The sequence below is a fragment of the Streptomyces sp. NPDC058758 genome, assembly GCF_042746075.1.
In the GTDB taxonomy this organism is placed as follows: domain Bacteria; phylum Actinomycetota; class Actinomycetes; order Streptomycetales; family Streptomycetaceae; genus Streptomyces.
In genome coordinates this window covers 1-16,686 of the sequence record NZ_JBHYPS010000074.1, presented here as the reverse complement: position 1 = coordinate 16,686, position 16,686 = coordinate 1, and the positions used below count along the sequence as shown (strand labels likewise).

Below are 16,686 nucleotides of genomic sequence, written 5' to 3'. Positions count from 1 at the left end.
AGGGCCTACGTCGAGCAGGACCTCCACGAGATCTACCAGGGCGAGGTCCGCTACGCCCGCGACGCCTTCGAGGGCCTGCGCCTCATGGACGCGCTCGTCGCCGTCAAGCGCGGCGTCCCCGGAGCCGTGCTCCCCGAACTGAAGCAGCGCCGGGTCGCCAAGAGCACCGCCGCCCTCCAGGTCGACGAGCCCGAGCCCGGCGGCCGCTCCGACGTCGCCACCGACAACCCCGTCCCCACCCCGCCGTTCTGGGGCACCCGCGTCGTCAAGGGCATCCCGCTCAAGGACTACGCCTCCTGGCTCGACGAGGGCGCCCTCTTCAAGGGCCAGTGGGGCCTCAAGCAGAACCGGACCGGCGACGGACCGACCTACGAGGAGCTGGTGGAGACCGAGGGCCGGCCGCGGCTGCGCGGCCTGCTGGACCGGCTGCAGACCGACAACCTGCTCGAAGCCGCCGTCGTCCACGGCTACTTCCCGTGCGTCTCCAAGGGCGACGACCTGATCATCCTCGACGAGGCGGGCAACGAGCGGACCCGCTTCAGCTTCCCCCGCCAGCGCCGCGGCCGCCGCCTCTGCCTCGCGGACTTCTTCCGCCCCGAGGAGTCCGGCGAGACCGACGTGGTCGGCCTCCAGGTCGTCACCGTCGGCTCCCGCATCGGCGAGGCCACCGCCGAGCTCTTCGCCTCCGACTCCTACCGCGACTACCTGGAGCTGCACGGCCTCTCCGTGCAGCTGGCCGAGGCCCTCGCCGAGTACTGGCACGCGCGCGTGCGGGCCGAGCTCGGCTTCGGCGGCGAGGACCCGGACAAGGTCGAGGACATGTTCGACCTCAAGTACCGCGGCGCCCGCTTCTCCCTCGGCTACGGAGCCTGCCCCGACCTGGAGGACCGCGCCAAGATCGCCGAACTGCTCCGGCCGGAGCGGATCGGGGTGCACCTCTCCGAGGAGTTCCAGCTCCACCCCGAGCAGTCCACCGACGCCATCGTCCTCCACCACCCCGAGGCGAAGTACTTCAACGCCCGGTGAGCGTCCGCGAGCGCCGGGTGAGCACCGGCTGAGCACCGGCCGGGCCCCCGTGAGCGGCCGGTGACCCTCCGCTGACCCCGGCCCGCAAATGGCCGCGCCGGCGGTGATCGGGACGTACACTTGTCGGTCCAGTGCAGGCCGGTCCTCCTCCCCGTACCGGGAGTGGGGGCCGGCCTTTCCGTCCCTCCATGGAGGTGTGCCGGATGACCAGTACGGTCCCCGCGTCCCTGTTCCGCGCCAACGGAAGCTCCGCCCTGCAGGCGGTCTTCCTCGACATGGACGGGACCCTCGTCGACACCGAGGGCTTCTGGTGGGACGCCGAGGTCGAGGTCTTCGCCGACCTCGGGCACCGGCTGGACGAGGAGTGGAGGGACATCGTGGTCGGCGGGCCGATGACCCGCAGCGCCGGCTACCTGATCGAGTCCACCGGCGCCGACATCACCCTCGACGAGCTGACCGTGCTGCTCAACGAGAAGTTCGAACAGCGCATCGCCCGCGGCGTCCCCCTGATGCCCGGTGCCGAGCGGCTCCTCGCCGAACTGGCCCGGCACGCCATCCCTACCGCCCTGGTCTCCGCCTCCCACCGGCGGATCATCGACCGCGTCCTGGAGTCCGTCGGCCGGGACCGCTTCCACCTCACGGTCGCCGGGGACGAGGTCACCCGCACCAAGCCGCACCCGGAGCCCTATCTGACCGCCGCGCGCGGCGTAGGCGCCGACCCCGCCCTGTGCGCGGTCATCGAGGACACCGCGACCGGCGTCGCCGCCGCCGAGGCGGCCGGCTGCCGGGTGGTCGCCGTGCCCTCCGTCGCCCCGATCCCCGCACTGCCCGGCCGGGTCGTTGTCCGCTCCCTCGAAGAGGTCGACGTGCCGTTCCTGAGGACCCTCGTCTCCGGAATCCGAGCGGAATCCGAGCGGAACGTGAGCGGGATTTGAGGGGGATGTGAGCGGGATTTGAGCTTTCTCTGAGCATTACCCCGGGTATTCGGCGAGGTCACCCTCCGGCACCTTCCCCCGCCCTCCGGCACACGCCTTCCGTGCAATTGGTTCAGGCCATCCCTCGAATTGCGACCGCGTGACCTTGGTCACCCAGCGTGCTCGCCGAGGGGTGGCCTGACCTCGTCCCGTGCCCGGAATGCGGACGCCCGCCGCCCCCTTGTGTCCCGATTCGCTCGGGACCGTCCGCCTCGCACGCCGCATGACTATCGAGACGGCCGCATTCATGATCACCCTGCGATTACCCCACACCGGCCACCCCGTCCGGCAATAGCGGCGCCGCCCACTAATCTTTCGCGAGTACTTCGCCGCTATCACCGCGTGCACCGGCGCACACCCAAGCCGCCGAGAACACAGGACCGATCGCAACTTCCCGGCCCGATCGCTCCCGCCCCGACCGGGCGGCCGGCGGCGGAGTGTCGTCATGACCGCTGTACCCCAGGCCGGCTGAGGAGAACGTCCCGTGATGAACCGCAAGACCTTGGTGCTGCCGGCCGTGGCCGGACTGCTCGCCCCCCTGCTCGCCGCCTGCGGCGCGGGAGAGGACGGCAGAGCCATCGTCGTCGGAACCACCGACCAGTTCGTCGCCACCGAGGAGGCCCCCGCCCCCCTCGACCCGGCCTACGCCTACGACACCGGCGCGTGGAACATCCTCCGCCAGACCGTGCAGACCCTGGTCCACGTCCCCCGCGGCGGCGGCGACCCCGTGCCCGAGGCCGCCGAGAGCTGCGCCTTCACCGACACCGCCAGCGAGAGCTACCGCTGCGTCCTGCGCTCCGGCCTCACCTTCGCCGACGGCACCCCCGTCACCGCCGAGGACGTCAAGTACTCCATCGACCGGGTCCGGAAGATCAAGTCCGACAACGGCGCCGCCGCCCTCCTGTCGACCGTCGACACCGTCGAGACCAAGGGCGACCGCGAGGTCGTCTTCCACCTCAACGCCCCCGACGCCACCTTCCCGTACAAGCTCTCCACCCCCGTCGCCGGCATCCTCAGCAAGGACAAGTACGCCGCCGACAAGCTCCGCGAGGGCTTCCAGGTCGACGGCTCCGGCCCCTACACCCTCAGGACCGAGCGCGACGGCGACGCGGCCACCCGCTTCGTCTTCTCCCGCAACCCCCGCTACAAGGGCGACATCACGCCCCGCAACGAGCAGGTCGAACTCCGCGCCTACGCCGACGCCGGCGCCATGGGCAAGGCCCTGGAGAGCAAGGACATCGACATGATGGCCCGCTCCCTCTCCCAGGAGCAGATCCGCGACCTCACCGAGACGCCCACCGACGGCATCCGCGTCTCCGAGGTCCCCGGCCTGGAGATCCGCTACCTCGGCTTCAACACCAAGGCCCCCGCCGTCGAGGAGAAGGCCGTCCGCCAGGCCATGGCCGCCGTCATCGACCGCGGCGCCCTCGTCAACCGCGTGTACGGCCCCACCGCCGAGCCGCTCTACTCGCTCATCCCCTCCAGCATCAGCGGCCACGCCACCCCCTTCTACGAGGAGTACGGCGAGGGCGACCCCGCCCGTGCCGCCGGCATCCTCCGCAAGGCCGGCGTGAAGACCCCGGTCAGGATCACCCTCAACTACACCACCGACCACTACGGTGCCGAGACCGCCCAGGAGTTCGCGACGCTGAAGAACCAGCTCATCGCGAGCGAACTCTTCGACGTCACCGTCAAGGGCACCGCCTGGTCCGAGTTCCGCCCCGCCCAGCGCCGCGGCGACTACGCCGTCTACGGCCTCGGCTGGTTCCCCGACTACCCGGACCCCGACAACTACGTCGCGCCCTTCCTCGACAGCGACAACTTCCTCGGCACCCCGTACGTCAACAAGACCGTCCGCGACCAGCTCATCCCGCGGTCCCGCCGCCAGGCCGACCGCACCGCCGCGACCCCCGTCTACCACCAGATCCAGAAGATCGTCGCCCAGGACGTGCCCGTCCTGCCGCTCTGGCAGGGCAAGCAGTACGTCGCCGCCCGCGACGACATCAACGGTGTCGAGTACGCCCTCAACACCTCTTCGGACCTGCTGCTCTGGGAGCTGAGCCGCGGCACCACCGCCTGACCCCTTCGTTGTACCGGCCGCGCAGCCACGCGCGGCCGGCCTGGCAAGAGATCACGAGGCAAGTTCTGTGAAGACGCACCACAAGTGGCTGACCACCCCGCTCGCCGCGGGCCTCTCCGCCGCCCTCCTCGGCGGCTGCGGCACCGAGCAGGGCGCGGGCTCCGACACCGCCGGCGCCGTCCGCGTCGGCATGTCCGACGAGATCCTGGCGACCGACCCCGCGGCCGGCTACGACCCCGGCTCCTGGCTGCTGTTCAACAACGTCTTCCAGTCCCTCCTCGCCTTCCCCCGGGGCGGCTCCCTGCCCGAGCCCGAGGCCGCCGACAAGTGCGGCTTCGACGACGGCAGCACCGTCTACACCTGCACGCTCCGCCCCGGCCTGACGTTCTCCAACGGCAACCCGCTCACCTCCGAGGACGTCAAGTTCTCCTTCGAACGCGCCCTGAAGATCGCCGACCCCTCCGGCCCCGCCCCGCTGCTCTCCACCATCGACGCCATCGAGACCCCCGACGAGCGGACCGTCGTCTTCCGCCTCAAGGTCCCGGACGCCACCTTCCCCAGCAAGATCGCCTCCGGCGCCGGCTCCATCGTCGACCACCGCGAGTACCCCGCCGACGCGCTCCGCACCGACGGCAAGGCCGTCGGCTCCGGCCCGTACAAGCTGGACTCCTTCGGCGAGGGCGAGGCCGTCTTCTCCGCCAACACCGCCTACCGGGGCACCGCGGAGCGCCGCAACGACAAGATCGCCCTCAAGCTCTTCAAGGGCGACCGCTCCGCCCTCGCCAAGGCCTTCACCGACGGCGACGTCGACGTCGCCTACCGAGGCCTCTCCGCCGCCGACATCACCGCCCTGGAGACCTCCAGCGAGCACCGCGACGTCCAGGTCGTCCAGGGCGGCAGCGCCGAGGTCCAGCACCTCGTCTTCAACATGAAGGACCCGGTCGCCGGCAAGCTCGCCGTCCGCAGGGCGATAGCCCACCTCGTCGACCGCGACGCCCTCGTCGAGGACGTCTACCAGTCGACCGCCACCCCGCTCTACTCGATCGTCCCGGCCGGCATCAACGGCCACAACACCGCCTTCTTCGACACCTACGGCGCCCCCGACAAGGCCAAGGCGAAGCGGGCGCTGCGGGCCGGCGGCATCAAGGACAAGGTCGCCCTCACCCTCTGGTCCACCCCCAGCCGCTACGGCCCCTCCACCGACGCCGAGCTCAAGGCCATCGCCGCCCAGCTCAACGCCAGCGGCCTCTTCGCCGCCGACGTGAAGTCCGTCCCCTTCGAGCAGTACGAGAAGGACATCGCCGCCGGCAAGTACGGCGTCTACGTCAAGGGCTGGGTCCCCGACTACCCCGACGCCGACAACTTCACCGCCCCGTTCTTCGGCGAGGGCAACGTCCTCGCGAACCACTACGAGAACAAGGCGATCACCGGCACCCTCCTGCCGCGCACCGCCGCCACCGCCGACCGCTCCGCCACCGACGAGGAGTTCGGCGCCATCCAGGACGCCGTCGCCGAGGAACTCCCCCTCCTCCCGCTCTGGCAGGGCAAGCAGTACGCCGTCACCCGCGACGGCGTCACCGGCCTCGAATGGACCCTCGACGCCTCGACGGTCTTCCGCTTCTGGGAGATCCGCAAGAGCTGACCCCCGTCCCCCGGGTACGCGGAGGGGCCCGGCGCGCATCCCGCGCGCCGGGCCCCTCCGCGTACCGCTCCGCCCTACTGGCCGTTGCCCCCCGGGCGCACCAGACCGCTCTCGTACGCGTACACCGCCGCCTGCACCCGGTCGCGCAGGCCCAGCTTCGTCAGCACGTGACCCACGTGCGTCTTCACCGTCGTCTCGCTCACGAACAGGTCCGCCGCGATCTCCGCGTTCGACAGGCCGCGGGCCACCAGCTTCAGCACCTCCACCTCGCGGTCGGTCAGCGTGCCCAGCGTGTCCGGCACCTGCTCCTCGCCCGTCGGCAGGTGCGCCGAGTACTTGTCGAGCAGCCGCCGCGTGATCGACGGGGCCAGCATCGCCTCGCCCGCCGCCACCACCCGGATCGCCTGCACCAGCTCGGTCGCCGGGGCGTCCTTCAGCAGGAAGCCGCTGGCCCCCGCGCGCAGCGCCTCCACCACGTACTCGTCCAGGTCGAAGGTGGTCAGCACCAGCACCTTCGCCGGACCGTCCCGGCCGGGCCCGGTGATCTGCCGGGTCGCCTCCACCCCGTCCATCCGCGGCATCCGGATGTCCATCAGGACGACGTCGGGCTGGAGCGCCCGCACCTGGTCGAGGGCCTGCAGACCGTCACCGGCCTCGCCCACCACCGCCAGGTCCTGCTCCGCCTCCAGGATCATCCGGAAGCCGGTGCGCAGCAGCGGCTGGTCGTCGACCAGGAGGACGCGAATCGTCACAGGGGCTCCTTCACGAGGCGGGCCGGTCGCCGCCCATTCTGCCCTGCCCCGATTCGCCCGACTCCGCCGGGCGCGCGGAAACGATCTCCAGCGGATAGGCCGGGGGAGTCCCGCCGAACTCCGGACACACCGCCTGGTGGTCGCACCAGCCGCACAGCTTCGTCGGCCGCGGCCGCCAGTCGCCCGTCTCCGTCGCCAGCCGGATCGCGTCCCACAGCGCGAGCAGCTTCCGCTCCACCCGCCGCAGGTCCGCCTCCACCGGGTCGTACGTCAGCACGTCCCCGCTGCCCAGGTAGACCAGCTGGAGCCGGCGCGGGATCACGCCCCGCAGCCGCCACACCACCAGCGCGTAGAAGGTCATCTGGAACAGCGCGCCCTCGCTGTACTCCGGCCGCGGCGCCTTCCCCGTCTTGTAGTCGACGATCCGCACCTCGCCCGTCGGCGCGACGTCCACCCGGTCGATCACCCCGCGCAGCCGCAGCCCCGAGTCCAGCTCCGTCTCCACGAACAGCTCGCGCTCGGCCGGCTCGAGCCGCACCGGGTCCTCCAGCGTGAACCAGCGCTCCACCAGCGCCTCGGCCTCCGCCAGCCACTGCCCGAGCCGCTCGCCCGACGGATCGTCCGCGAACAGCTCGCCCAGCTCCGGCCGCGACTCCAGCAACCGCTCCCACTGCCCCGGCACCATCGCCTTCGCCCGCGGCACCGTCCGCTCCGCCGCCGGGTCGTCGAAGAGCCGCTCCAGCACCGCGTGCACCAGCGTCCCCCGCGTCGCCGCCGCACTCGGCTTCTCCGGCAGCCGGTCGATCACCCGGAACCGGTACAACAGGGGACACTGCATGAAGTCGCTCGCCCGCGACGGCGACAACGACATGGGCGCCCGGGGCCCCTCCGGGAGCCGCTCGCTCGTACTCATGACACCGACCCTACGACCCCCCACCGACAGCGAGCCGCATACCATCGACGCATGACCCGTCGCGCTGCATGATCGACCCGTGACGCACCGGCGCGGCCACCCCGGCGACGAGAGGAACCCGTGAACCAGGACGAGCCCAAGCCGCAGCGGACCGAGGAGCCCGGCGGCGGGATCCTCATGGGACGGCCCTTCGGCGTGCCCGTCTACGTCGCCCCCAGCTGGTTCCTGGTCGCCGCCCTCATCACCTGGGTCTTCGGCGACCAGATCGAGCGGGTCCTGCCCGAACTCGGCGCCGCCCGCTACCTGGTCTCCCTCTTCTTCGCCGTCGCCTTCTACGCCTCCGTCCTGGTCCACGAACTCGCCCACACCATCGCCGCGCTCCGCTTCAAGCTCCCCGTGCGGCGCATCCAGCTCCAGTTCTTCGGCGGCGTCTCCGAGATCGAGAAGGAGTCCGAGACCCCCGGCCGCGAATTCGTCCTCGCCTTCGTCGGCCCGCTCCTCTCCCTCGTCCTCGCCGGCCTCTTCTACCTCGCCATGCACGCCGTCGAGCCCGGCACCGTGCCCGGCGTCCTGCTCGCCGGCCTGATGATCTCCAACCTCATCGTCGCGATCTTCAACCTCCTCCCCGGCCTCCCCCTCGACGGCGGCCGGATGCTCCGCGCGATCGTCTGGAAGATCACCGGCAAGCCCATGAGCGGCACCGTCGCCGCCGCCTGGGTCGGCCGCGCGCTCGCCGTCACCGTCCTCATCGGCCTCCCCCTCCTCACCCGCACCGGCTGGCTCGGCAACTCCACCGCCGACATCGACGGCTTCACCACCGTCACCGACGCCCTCCTCGCCGCCATCCTGGCCGCCATCATCTGGACCGGCGCCGGCAACAGCCTCCGCATGGCCCGCCTCCGCGAGCACCTCCCCGACCTCCGCGCCCGCGCCCTCACCCGCCGCGCCATCCCCGTCGAACCCGCCACCCCCCTCTCCGAGGCGCTCCGCCGCGCCAACGAGGCCGGCGCCCGCGCCCTCGTCGTCGTCGACGGCACCGGCGACCCCACCGGCATCGTCCGCGAGGCCGCCATCGCCGCCGTCCCCCAGCACCGCCGCCCCTGGGTCGCCGTCAGCACCCTCGCCCAGGACCTCAGCCCCGGCATGCGCGTCCCCGCCGAACTCACCGGCCAGCCGCTCCTCGACCACCTCCGCGCCACCCCCGCCACCGAGTACCTCGTCGTCGAGGAGACCGGTGAGATCTACGGCGTCCTCGCCGCCACCGACGTCGAGCGCGCCTTCGTGAAGGCCATGGCACGACCGTCCCAGTAACACCGGTACTCTGTTCCCATGTCCGAACCGACCGGTGCCGCCCGCCGACGCGGGCCCTTCAAGGTCGGGGACCAGGTTCAGCTGACCGACCCCAAGGGCCGCCACTACACGTTCACGCTCGAAGAGGGAAAGAACTTCCACACCCACAAGGGTTCCTTCCCGCACGACGAGCTGATCGGCGCACCCGAGGGCAGCGTTGTCCGCACCACCGGAAACGTCGCCTACCTCGCGCTGCGCCCCCTGCTCCCCGATTACGTCCTGTCCATGCCCCGCGGCGCCGCCGTGGTCTACCCGAAGGACGCGGGACAGATCCTCGCCTTCGCCGACATCTTCCCCGGCGCGCGCGTCGTGGAGGCCGGCGTGGGCTCCGGCTCACTCAGCAGCTTCCTGCTCCGCGCCATCGGCGACAGCGGCATGCTGCACTCCTACGAGCGCCGCGAGGACTTCGCCGAGATCGCGAAGGGCAACGTCGAGCGCTACTTCGGCGGCCCCCACCCGGCCTGGCAGCTCACCGTCGGCGACCTCCAGGACAACCTGACCGACACCGACGTCGATCGCGTCATCCTCGACATGCTCGCCCCCTGGGAGTGCCTGGAGGCCGTCTCCAAGAGCCTCGTCCCCGGCGGCATCCTCTGCTGCTACGTGGCCACCACCACCCAGCTCGCCCGCACCGTGGAGTCCATCCGCGAGATCGGCTGCTACGCCGAGCCGCAGCCCTGGGAATCCATGATCCGCAACTGGCACGTCGAGGGCCTGGCCGTCCGCCCCGACCACCGCATGATCGGCCACACCGGCTTCCTCGTCACCGCCCGCCGCCTCGCGGACGGCGTCGAGCCCCCGATGCGCCGCCGCCGCCCCGCCAAGGGCGCCTACGGCGAGGACTACGACGGCCCCAACAAGGGCTGACACCCCGACAGGATCCCGGCGACGCCGCCGTCCGCCCCTCCCGCACCGCGGGAACCGGACGGCGGCGTCGCCGCGTTCGCCGCCGCCGTACGGCACCCTGTTCGACACCCCCCGGCTGTTCCGCGGCCCTGTGACGTGTGGCACGATGCCCGCAACCCCTCGCCACGACCCTCACAGGAGACGTCTCGCGTGCAGCCCTCCGCCGCCCCGGACCCCGTGGACCTCGCACACACCCACGCCCGGCCGCTGCACTGGCTGGCCACCGCCACCGCGACCGCCGCGGTCGTCGCCCTCGCCGGCGCCCTGGCCCCCCGCGCCGCCGAAGCGGGCCCCGCCACGGCTTCCGCTTCCGCCGCCGCGGCCCCCGGCCCGGCCGCCGCGCCCGACGCCGACACGGCGGACTACCCCCTCCGGTGCGGGGGAGCGCCCCACCGGATCGCCCACCGCGTCACCGGCGACCTGGACGGCGACGGGAACCCCGAGACCGTTGCGGTCGTACACTGCGAAGCCGGATCCGGAACCCCGCCCGCCGGCCTCTACGTCCTCACCCGCGGCCGCGGCGGCGACGCCCCCGCGCGCGTGGTGGCCACCCTCGTCGACCCCCGCGAGCAGCGCAGCGTCACCGGCCTCGCGATCCGCGACGGAGCCGTCCGCGCCACCCTGCTCGGCTACTCGTCCCCCGACGTCCCCAGCTGCTGCCCCGACGAGAAGGAGCAGGTCGCCTGGGACTGGACCGGCGGCGCCTTCGTCCGCTCCGCGGGCGCGGAGGCGCGCGGCGTCTGACCGTCAGTCCGCGTCGGGGCCGTACACCTCGACGCGGTCCCGGACCCGCCGCACGTGGATGCAGTCGCCCGGGCACTCCTTCGCGGAGTCCACCACGTCCTGCAGCAGCGGCAGCGGCACCGGGGTCGTCGCCCCCGCCTCCTGCAGCAGCTCGTCGTCGGCGCTCTTCACATACGCGAGCCCGTCGATGTCCAGTTCGAAGACCTCGGGAGCGTACTGCGCGCAGATCCCGTCCCCGGTGCACAGGTCCTGGTCGATCCAGACCTCCAGGGCCTCCTCGGCCCCGTCGGCCGGCGACTCGTGCTGCACGCTCATCTCTTCTGCCGTTTCTGCTCGGCGCGGACAATTGAGGCCGCGACCCGCGGGTGTTGAACCCTCACGACGATACAACTGCCCGCTTTCAGAGCGTGAAGGGTGGGTATTCCCCTGGCGAGAGGGGAAGCGCAAGGGTGAAGATCGGACACGCCCCGGAGTCTTTTTGATCTAGGGGTTTCAATCATCACCCACGCAGGTAGGGTCAGGATGCGTCCAGCTCCCCTTGGAGGAGGTGAGGACCGTGGCAGCCCACGACGACGACATCAACCGCGGCATCCGGCCGGGGCGGGGGTCTGAAGACCCCGCCGGCCAGGTTGCCTATCTCGAGCAGGAAATCGCCGTCCTGCGCCGCAAGCTCGCCGACTCTCCGCGACACACGAGGATTCTCGAAGAGCGGATCGTCGAGCTGCAGACGAACCTGGCCGGCGTGTCCGCGCAGAACGAAAGGCTGGCGAACACGCTCCGTGAGGCCCGCGACCAGATCGTGGCCCTCAAGGAGGAGGTCGACCGGCTCGCACAGCCGCCGGCCGGCTTCGGTGTCTTCCTGCAGGCCAACGAGGACGGCACGTGCGACATCTTCACCGGGGGCCGCAAGCTCCGGGTGAACGTGAGTCCCAGCGTCGAGCTCGACGAGCTCCGGCGCGGCCAGGAAGTCATGCTCAACGAGGCGCTCAACGTGGTCGAGGCCATGGAGTTCGAGCGCGCCGGGGACATCGTCACCCTCAAGGAGATCCTCGAGGACGGCGAGCGCGCCCTGGTGGTGGGGCACACCGACGAGGAGCGGGTGGTGAGGCTCGCCGAGCCTCTGCTGGACGTCACCATCCGCGCCGGCGACGCCCTGCTCTTCGACTCCAGGTCCGGCTACGTCTACGAGGTCGTGCCCAAGAGCGAGGTCGAGGAGCTCGTCCTCGAAGAGGTCCCGGACGTCGACTACGAGAAGATCGGCGGCCTGGGCAACCAGATCGAGCTGATCCGCGACGCGGTCGAGCTCCCGTACCTCTACCCCGACCTGTTCAAGGAGCACGAACTGCGGCCGCCCAAGGGCATCCTGCTCTACGGGCCGCCCGGCTGCGGCAAGACCCTCATCGCCAAGGCCGTCGCCAACTCCCTGGCCAAGAAGGTCGCCGAGGTCACCGGTCAGCCCGCGGGGAAGTCCTACTTCCTCAACATCAAGGGCCCCGAGCTCCTCAACAAGTACGTCGGCGAGACCGAGCGGCACATCCGCCTGGTCTTCCAGCGGGCCCGCGAGAAGGCCAGCGAAGGCACCCCCGTCATCGTCTTCTTCGACGAGATGGAGTCGCTCTTCCGCACCCGCGGATCCGGCGTCAGCTCGGACGTGGAGAACACCATCGTCCCCCAGCTGCTCGCCGAGATCGACGGCGTCGAGGGCCTGGAGAACGTCATCGTGATCGGCGCCTCCAACCGCGAGGACATGATCGACCCCGCGATCCTGAGGCCCGGCCGGCTCGACGTCAAGATCAAGATCGAGCGCCCGGACGCCGAGGCGGCGAAGGACATCTTCGCGAAGTACCTCACCGCCAACCTCCCGCTCCACGCGGACGACATCTCCGAGCACAGCGGCTCCAAGGCCGCCGCCGCCCACGGAATGATCCAGTCCGTCGTCGAGCAGATGTACGCCGAATCCGAGGAGAACCGCTTCCTCGAAGTCACGTACGCCAACGGTGACAAGGAAGTCCTGTACTTCAAGGACTTCAACTCCGGCGCGATGATCCAGAACATCGTCGACCGGGCCAAGAAGATGGCCATCAAGGCCTTCCTCGACCACAACCAGAAGGGCATCCGCATCTCCCACCTCCTCCAGGCGTGCGTGGACGAGTTCAAGGAGAACGAGGACCTGCCCAACACCACCAACCCCGACGACTGGGCCCGCATCTCCGGAAAGAAGGGCGAGCGGATCGTCTTCATCCGCACCCTCGTCACCGGAAAGCAGGGCGCGGACACCGGGCGCTCCATCGACACGGTGGCCAACACCGGTCAGTACCTGTAAAGGCGCACACCGGCTGCGGATGTCCGGAAACCGGGCATCCGCAGCCGTCGCATTCACAGAGGAAGAAATTCCGGCCACGCCGGGAAAAACCGCAAACGATCTCCCCACCAGCGCGGAGCCGCTCTAGGCTCTTCGGTACCGCCGAGTCGCGCACTGAGCGCCGCCGGGCAAGGAGGGCCGCATGACCGTACGGCGAGTAATGGGCATCGAGACGGAGTACGGGATCTCCGTCCCGGGACACCCGAACGCCAATGCCATGCTCACCTCGTCCCAGATCGTCAACGCCTACGCCGCGGCGATGCACCGGGCGCGCCGCGCCCGCTGGGACTTCGAGGAGGAGAACCCGCTGCGGGACGCCCGCGGCTTCGACCTCGCCCGCGAGGTCGCCGACTCCAGCCAGCTCACCGACGAGGACATCGGCCTCGCCAACGTGATCCTCACCAACGGCGCCCGGCTCTACGTGGACCACGCCCACCCCGAGTACAGCGCCCCCGAGGTCACCAACCCGCGCGACGCCGTCCTCTGGGACAAGGCCGGCGAGCGGATCATGGCCGAGGCGGCCGAGCGCGCCGCCCAGCTCCCCGGCGCCCAGCCGATCCACCTCTACAAGAACAACACCGACAACAAGGGCGCCTCCTACGGCACGCACGAGAACTACCTGATGAAGCGGGAGACCCCCTTCTCGGACATCGTGCGCCACCTGACGCCCTTCTTCGTCTCCCGGCAGGTCGTCACCGGCGCCGGACGCGTCGGCATCGGCCAGGACGGGCGCGAGAACGGCTTCCAGATCAGCCAGCGCGCCGACTACTTCGAGGTCGAGGTCGGGCTGGAGACCACCCTCAAGCGCCCCATCATCAACACCCGCGACGAGCCGCACGCCGACGCCGAGAAGTACCGCCGGCTGCACGTGATCATCGGGGACGCCAACCTCTCCGAGATCTCCACCTACCTCAAGCTCGGCACCACGGCGCTGGTCCTCTCCATGATCGAGGACGGCTTCATCACCGTCGACCTCGCCGTCGACCAGCCCGTCCGCACCCTCCACCACGTCTCCCACGACCCGTCCCTCCAGTACCTCGTCACGCTGCGCAGCGGCCGGACACTCACCGCCGTCCAGCTCCAGATGGAGTACTTCGAGCTGGCCAGGAAGTACGTGGACGAGCGGTACGGCTCCGACGCCGACGAGCAGACCAAGGACGTCCTCACCCGGTGGGAGGACACCCTCAACCGCCTCGAGAACGACCCGATGAGCCTCGCCGGCGAGCTGGACTGGATCGCCAAGCGGGAGCTCATGGAGGGCTACCGGCGCCGCGACGGCCTGGAGTGGGACGCGCCCCGGCTGCACCTGGTGGACCTCCAGTACGCGGACGTGCGGCCCGACAAGGGCCTGTACAACCGTCTGGCGGCCCGCGGCCGCATGAAGCGGCTCCTGGACGAGGCCGAGGTGGAACGGGCCGAGACGGCGCCCCCCGAGGACACCAGGGCCTACTTCCGGGGCCGCTGCCTGGAGCAGTACGCCGACGACGTCGCCGCCGCGTCCTGGGACTCGGTCATCTTCGACCTGCCGGGCCGCGACTCGCTCCAGCGCGTACCGACCCTGGAGCCGCTGCGCGGCACCAAGGCCCATGTGGCGGCCCTCCTGGACCGCTGCCGCACGGCGGAGGAACTCGTCAGGGTCCTCTCCGGCAACTGATTCGAGACCTGAACGGGGCCTGAAATGCCCGGGCCCTGGGAATCATGGAAGCAGTGCCCGGACGTTGCGGAAATGCGGGAGCCGATGTCAGCCCCGACTTGTAGGGTCTGATCTTGCAGGACCAGCAGCACCAGTCCGGGCATTCCGATTCGAGCGGGGTGAGGAAATGGCGACCAAGGACACCGGCGGCGGACAGCAGAAGGCGACGCGTTCCACGGAGGAGGTCGAGGAGACCACCACGGAGGCGAACTCCGACCTCAAGGAGCGCCAGGAGAAGCTGAGCGAGGACGTGGACTCGGTCCTCGACGAGATCGACGACGTGCTCGAGGAGAATGCCGAGGAGTTCGTGCGGTCCTTCGTGCAGAAGGGCGGCGAGTAGCCGCCTCCCCCTGTCGTTCCCCGTCCCCGGAGCCCCGGAAGAAGCCGTGGGCCCGGGGACGGATGACAGGCCCTCGCACGGGTAAGGTCCGTACACAGCAATCAAGATCGGCCCGCGCGTGTCAGGGGCGGGCCCTTCTCACCCACCCGGAAGGAATCGCGTGGAAGCCAACCCTCGTAGCATCGGGCGTCTGCCGGCGGCCTTCCTGACGCCGGGCTCCTCCTCGTTCATGGACTTCCTCGCCGACCACTCGCCGGAGCTGCTCCCGGGCAACCGGAAGCTGCCGGACGGGATCGTCGAGGCACCGCACGGCACGACCATCGTGGCGGCCACGTTCCCCGGGGGCGTCGTGCTCGCCGGTGACCGGCGCGCCACCATGGGCAACATGATCGCGCAGCGGGACATCGAGAAGGTGTTCCCGGCGGACGAGTACTCCGCGGTCGGCATCGCCGGCACCGCCGGCCTCGCCGTCGAGATGGTCAAGCTCTTCCAGCTGGAGCTGGAGCACTTCGAGAAGGTGGAAGGCGCCACGCTCTCCCTGGAGGGCAAGGCGAACCGTCTCTCCACCATGATCCGCGGCAACCTCGGCATGGCCATGCAGGGCCTCGCCGTCGTGCCGCTCTTCGCGGGCTGGGACGAGGGCCGGGAGAAGGGCCGGATCTTCTCCTACGACGTGACCGGCGGCCGTTCCGAGGAGCACGGGTACGCCGCCACCGGCTCGGGCTCGATCTTCGCCCGCGGCTCCATGAAGAAGCTGTACCGCGAGGACCTCACCGAGCAGCAGGCGACCACCCTGGTCGTGCAGGCGCTGTACGACGCGGCGGACGACGACTCCGCGACCGGTGGCCCGGACCTGGCCCGCCGGATCTTCCCGATCGTCACCGTCATCACCGACGAGGGCTTCCGCAGGCTCACCGACGCGGAGTCCTCCGAGCTGGCCCGCTCCGTCACCGAGCGGCGTCTGGAACAGCCGGACGGACCGCGCGCCGCCCTGCTCTGACCCGTACGTCGCCCCCTCACAGCCCAGAAGAAAGGGACGAGCGCCGGTGTCGACACCGTTCTACGTCTCCCCCCAGCAGGCCATGGCCGACCGCGCGGAGTACGCCCGCAAGGGCATCGCGCGCGGCCGCAGCCTCGTGGTCCTCCAGTACGCCGACGGCATCGTCTTCGTCGGCGAGAACCCGTCCCGCGCCCTGCACAAGTTCAGCGAGATCTACGACCGGATCGGCTTCGCCGCCGCCGGCAAGTACAACGAGTACGAGAACCTGCGCATCGGCGGCGTCCGCTACGCCGACCTGCGCGGCTACACCTACGACCGGGACGACGTGACCGCGCGCGGCCTGGCCAACGTCTACGCGCAGACGCTGGGCACCATCTTCTCCAGCGCCGGCGAGAAGCCGTACGAGGTGGAGCTGGTCGTCGCGGAGGTCGGCACCGAGCCGGCCGGGGACCAGATCTACCGGCTGCCGCACGACGGCTCCATCGTGGACGAGCACGGCTCGGTCGCGGTGGGCGGCAACGCGGAGCAGATCAGCTCCTTCCTCGACCAGCGGCACCGGGACGGGATGTCCCTCGCGGAGGCCCTGAAGCTGGCCGTGCAGGCGCTCTCGCGCGACACCAACGGCACCGAGCGGGAGATCCCCGCGGAGCGCCTGGAGGTGGCGGTCCTGGACCGGACGCGTCCGCAGCAGCGGAAGTTCAAGCGGATCGTCGGCCGCCAGCTGGTCCGCCTCCTGGAGGCGGACAACGCGGCCCTGGCGAAGACCGACGAGCCCTCCGACGAGGCCTCCGAGGAGTAGACGAGCCGGAACGCGCGGAGGGGCCCGGTCCCCGGGGGGGGGGGCGCCGCCCCCCCGAGGCGGGGGCCGGGGGGGGGGGGGGCGCCCGGGGGGAGCCCCCCGGCC

At 70.8% G+C, this 16,686-nt stretch carries 15 protein-coding genes; 12 read left to right on the top strand and 3 right to left on the bottom strand.

Annotation, left to right across the window (positions count from 1 at the left end; genetic code table 11):
* From ACFW6A_RS38515 to ACFW6A_RS38500, 4 genes are all read left to right on the top strand, one after another.
* A partial coding sequence (locus tag ACFW6A_RS38515) for a vitamin B12 dependent-methionine synthase activation domain-containing protein (protein ID WP_386646521.1) occupies nucleotides 1–1,026 on the top strand: 1,026 nt, incomplete at its 5' end.
* A 203-nt stretch (nucleotides 1,027–1,229) separates the two neighbouring features.
* The gene (locus tag ACFW6A_RS38510; RefSeq protein ID WP_351852691.1) at nucleotides 1,230–1,961 is read left to right on the top strand and encodes an HAD family phosphatase; all 732 of its coding nucleotides are present in this window, start codon (nucleotides 1,230–1,232) and stop codon (nucleotides 1,959–1,961) included.
* Between the two features lie 526 nt (nucleotides 1,962–2,487).
* On the top strand, nucleotides 2,488–4,080 hold the full coding sequence (locus tag ACFW6A_RS38505) for an ABC transporter substrate-binding protein (protein WP_386646519.1): 1,593 nt from the start codon (nucleotides 2,488–2,490) through the stop codon (nucleotides 4,078–4,080).
* A 67-nt stretch (nucleotides 4,081–4,147) separates the two neighbouring features.
* Nucleotides 4,148–5,722, top strand: a complete 1,575-nt coding sequence (locus tag ACFW6A_RS38500; RefSeq protein ID WP_386485409.1) for an ABC transporter substrate-binding protein — start codon at nucleotides 4,148–4,150, stop codon at nucleotides 5,720–5,722.
* 74 nt (nucleotides 5,723–5,796) lie between these two features.
* Here the strand turns inward: ACFW6A_RS38500 and ACFW6A_RS38495 are convergent, their stop codons facing one another.
* Both ACFW6A_RS38495 and ACFW6A_RS38490 read right to left on the bottom strand, forming a co-directional pair.
* Complete coding sequence (locus ACFW6A_RS38495) at nucleotides 5,797–6,474, bottom strand: response regulator transcription factor (RefSeq protein WP_351856852.1); 678 nt, start codon at nucleotides 6,472–6,474, stop codon at nucleotides 5,797–5,799.
* Between the two features lie 10 nt (nucleotides 6,475–6,484).
* Nucleotides 6,485–7,387, bottom strand: a complete 903-nt coding sequence (locus tag ACFW6A_RS38490; protein WP_351856854.1) for a RecB family exonuclease — start codon at nucleotides 7,385–7,387, stop codon at nucleotides 6,485–6,487.
* Between the two features lie 177 nt (nucleotides 7,388–7,564).
* Between ACFW6A_RS38490 and ACFW6A_RS38485 the strand changes: the two genes are divergently transcribed.
* The 3 genes from ACFW6A_RS38485 (at nucleotide 7,565) to ACFW6A_RS38475 (ending at nucleotide 10,387) form a co-directional block, all read left to right on the top strand.
* Entirely contained in the window at nucleotides 7,565–8,698 is a 1,134-nt protein-coding gene (locus ACFW6A_RS38485) for a site-2 protease family protein (protein ID WP_351856865.1), read from the top strand.
* Nucleotides 8,699–8,716: 18 nt separating this feature from the next.
* The gene (locus tag ACFW6A_RS38480; RefSeq protein ID WP_031013975.1) at nucleotides 8,717–9,604 is read left to right on the top strand and encodes a tRNA (adenine-N1)-methyltransferase; all 888 of its coding nucleotides are present in this window, start codon (nucleotides 8,717–8,719) and stop codon (nucleotides 9,602–9,604) included.
* Nucleotides 9,605–9,793: 189 nt separating this feature from the next.
* Nucleotides 9,794–10,387, top strand: coding sequence for a hypothetical protein (locus ACFW6A_RS38475; RefSeq protein ID WP_351856855.1), 594 nt, complete (start codon nucleotides 9,794–9,796; stop codon nucleotides 10,385–10,387).
* Between the two features lie 3 nt (nucleotides 10,388–10,390).
* Here the strand turns inward: ACFW6A_RS38475 and ACFW6A_RS38470 are convergent, their stop codons facing one another.
* Nucleotides 10,391–10,702 (bottom strand): ferredoxin, encoded by a 312-nt coding sequence (locus ACFW6A_RS38470; protein WP_351856857.1) that lies wholly within the window; start codon nucleotides 10,700–10,702, stop codon nucleotides 10,391–10,393.
* Nucleotides 10,703–10,943: 241 nt separating this feature from the next.
* Here ACFW6A_RS38470 and arc point away from each other — a divergent pair, with 241 nt between their 5' ends.
* The 5 genes from arc to prcA all read left to right on the top strand — a co-directional run bounded on the left by arc (nucleotide 10,944) and on the right by prcA (nucleotide 16,581).
* Entirely contained in the window at nucleotides 10,944–12,710 is a 1,767-nt protein-coding gene (arc, locus tag ACFW6A_RS38465; protein ID WP_351856859.1) for a proteasome ATPase, read from the top strand.
* 181 nt (nucleotides 12,711–12,891) lie between these two features.
* The gene (gene dop / locus ACFW6A_RS38460; RefSeq protein WP_351856861.1) at nucleotides 12,892–14,403 is read left to right on the top strand and encodes a depupylase/deamidase Dop; all 1,512 of its coding nucleotides are present in this window, start codon (nucleotides 12,892–12,894) and stop codon (nucleotides 14,401–14,403) included.
* A 166-nt stretch (nucleotides 14,404–14,569) separates the two neighbouring features.
* Nucleotides 14,570–14,782 carry a ubiquitin-like protein Pup gene (locus ACFW6A_RS38455; RefSeq protein WP_043230691.1) on the top strand — a complete coding sequence of 71 codons (213 nt, stop codon included), beginning with the start codon at nucleotides 14,570–14,572 and terminating at the stop codon, nucleotides 14,780–14,782.
* 160 nt (nucleotides 14,783–14,942) lie between these two features.
* Complete coding sequence (prcB, locus tag ACFW6A_RS38450) at nucleotides 14,943–15,782, top strand: proteasome subunit beta (protein ID WP_351856863.1); 840 nt, start codon at nucleotides 14,943–14,945, stop codon at nucleotides 15,780–15,782.
* Nucleotides 15,783–15,828: 46 nt separating this feature from the next.
* Nucleotides 15,829–16,581 carry a proteasome subunit alpha gene (gene prcA, locus ACFW6A_RS38445; protein WP_031013981.1) on the top strand — a complete coding sequence of 251 codons (753 nt, stop codon included), beginning with the start codon at nucleotides 15,829–15,831 and terminating at the stop codon, nucleotides 16,579–16,581.
* The last annotated feature ends 105 nt before the right edge of the window (nucleotides 16,582–16,686 follow it).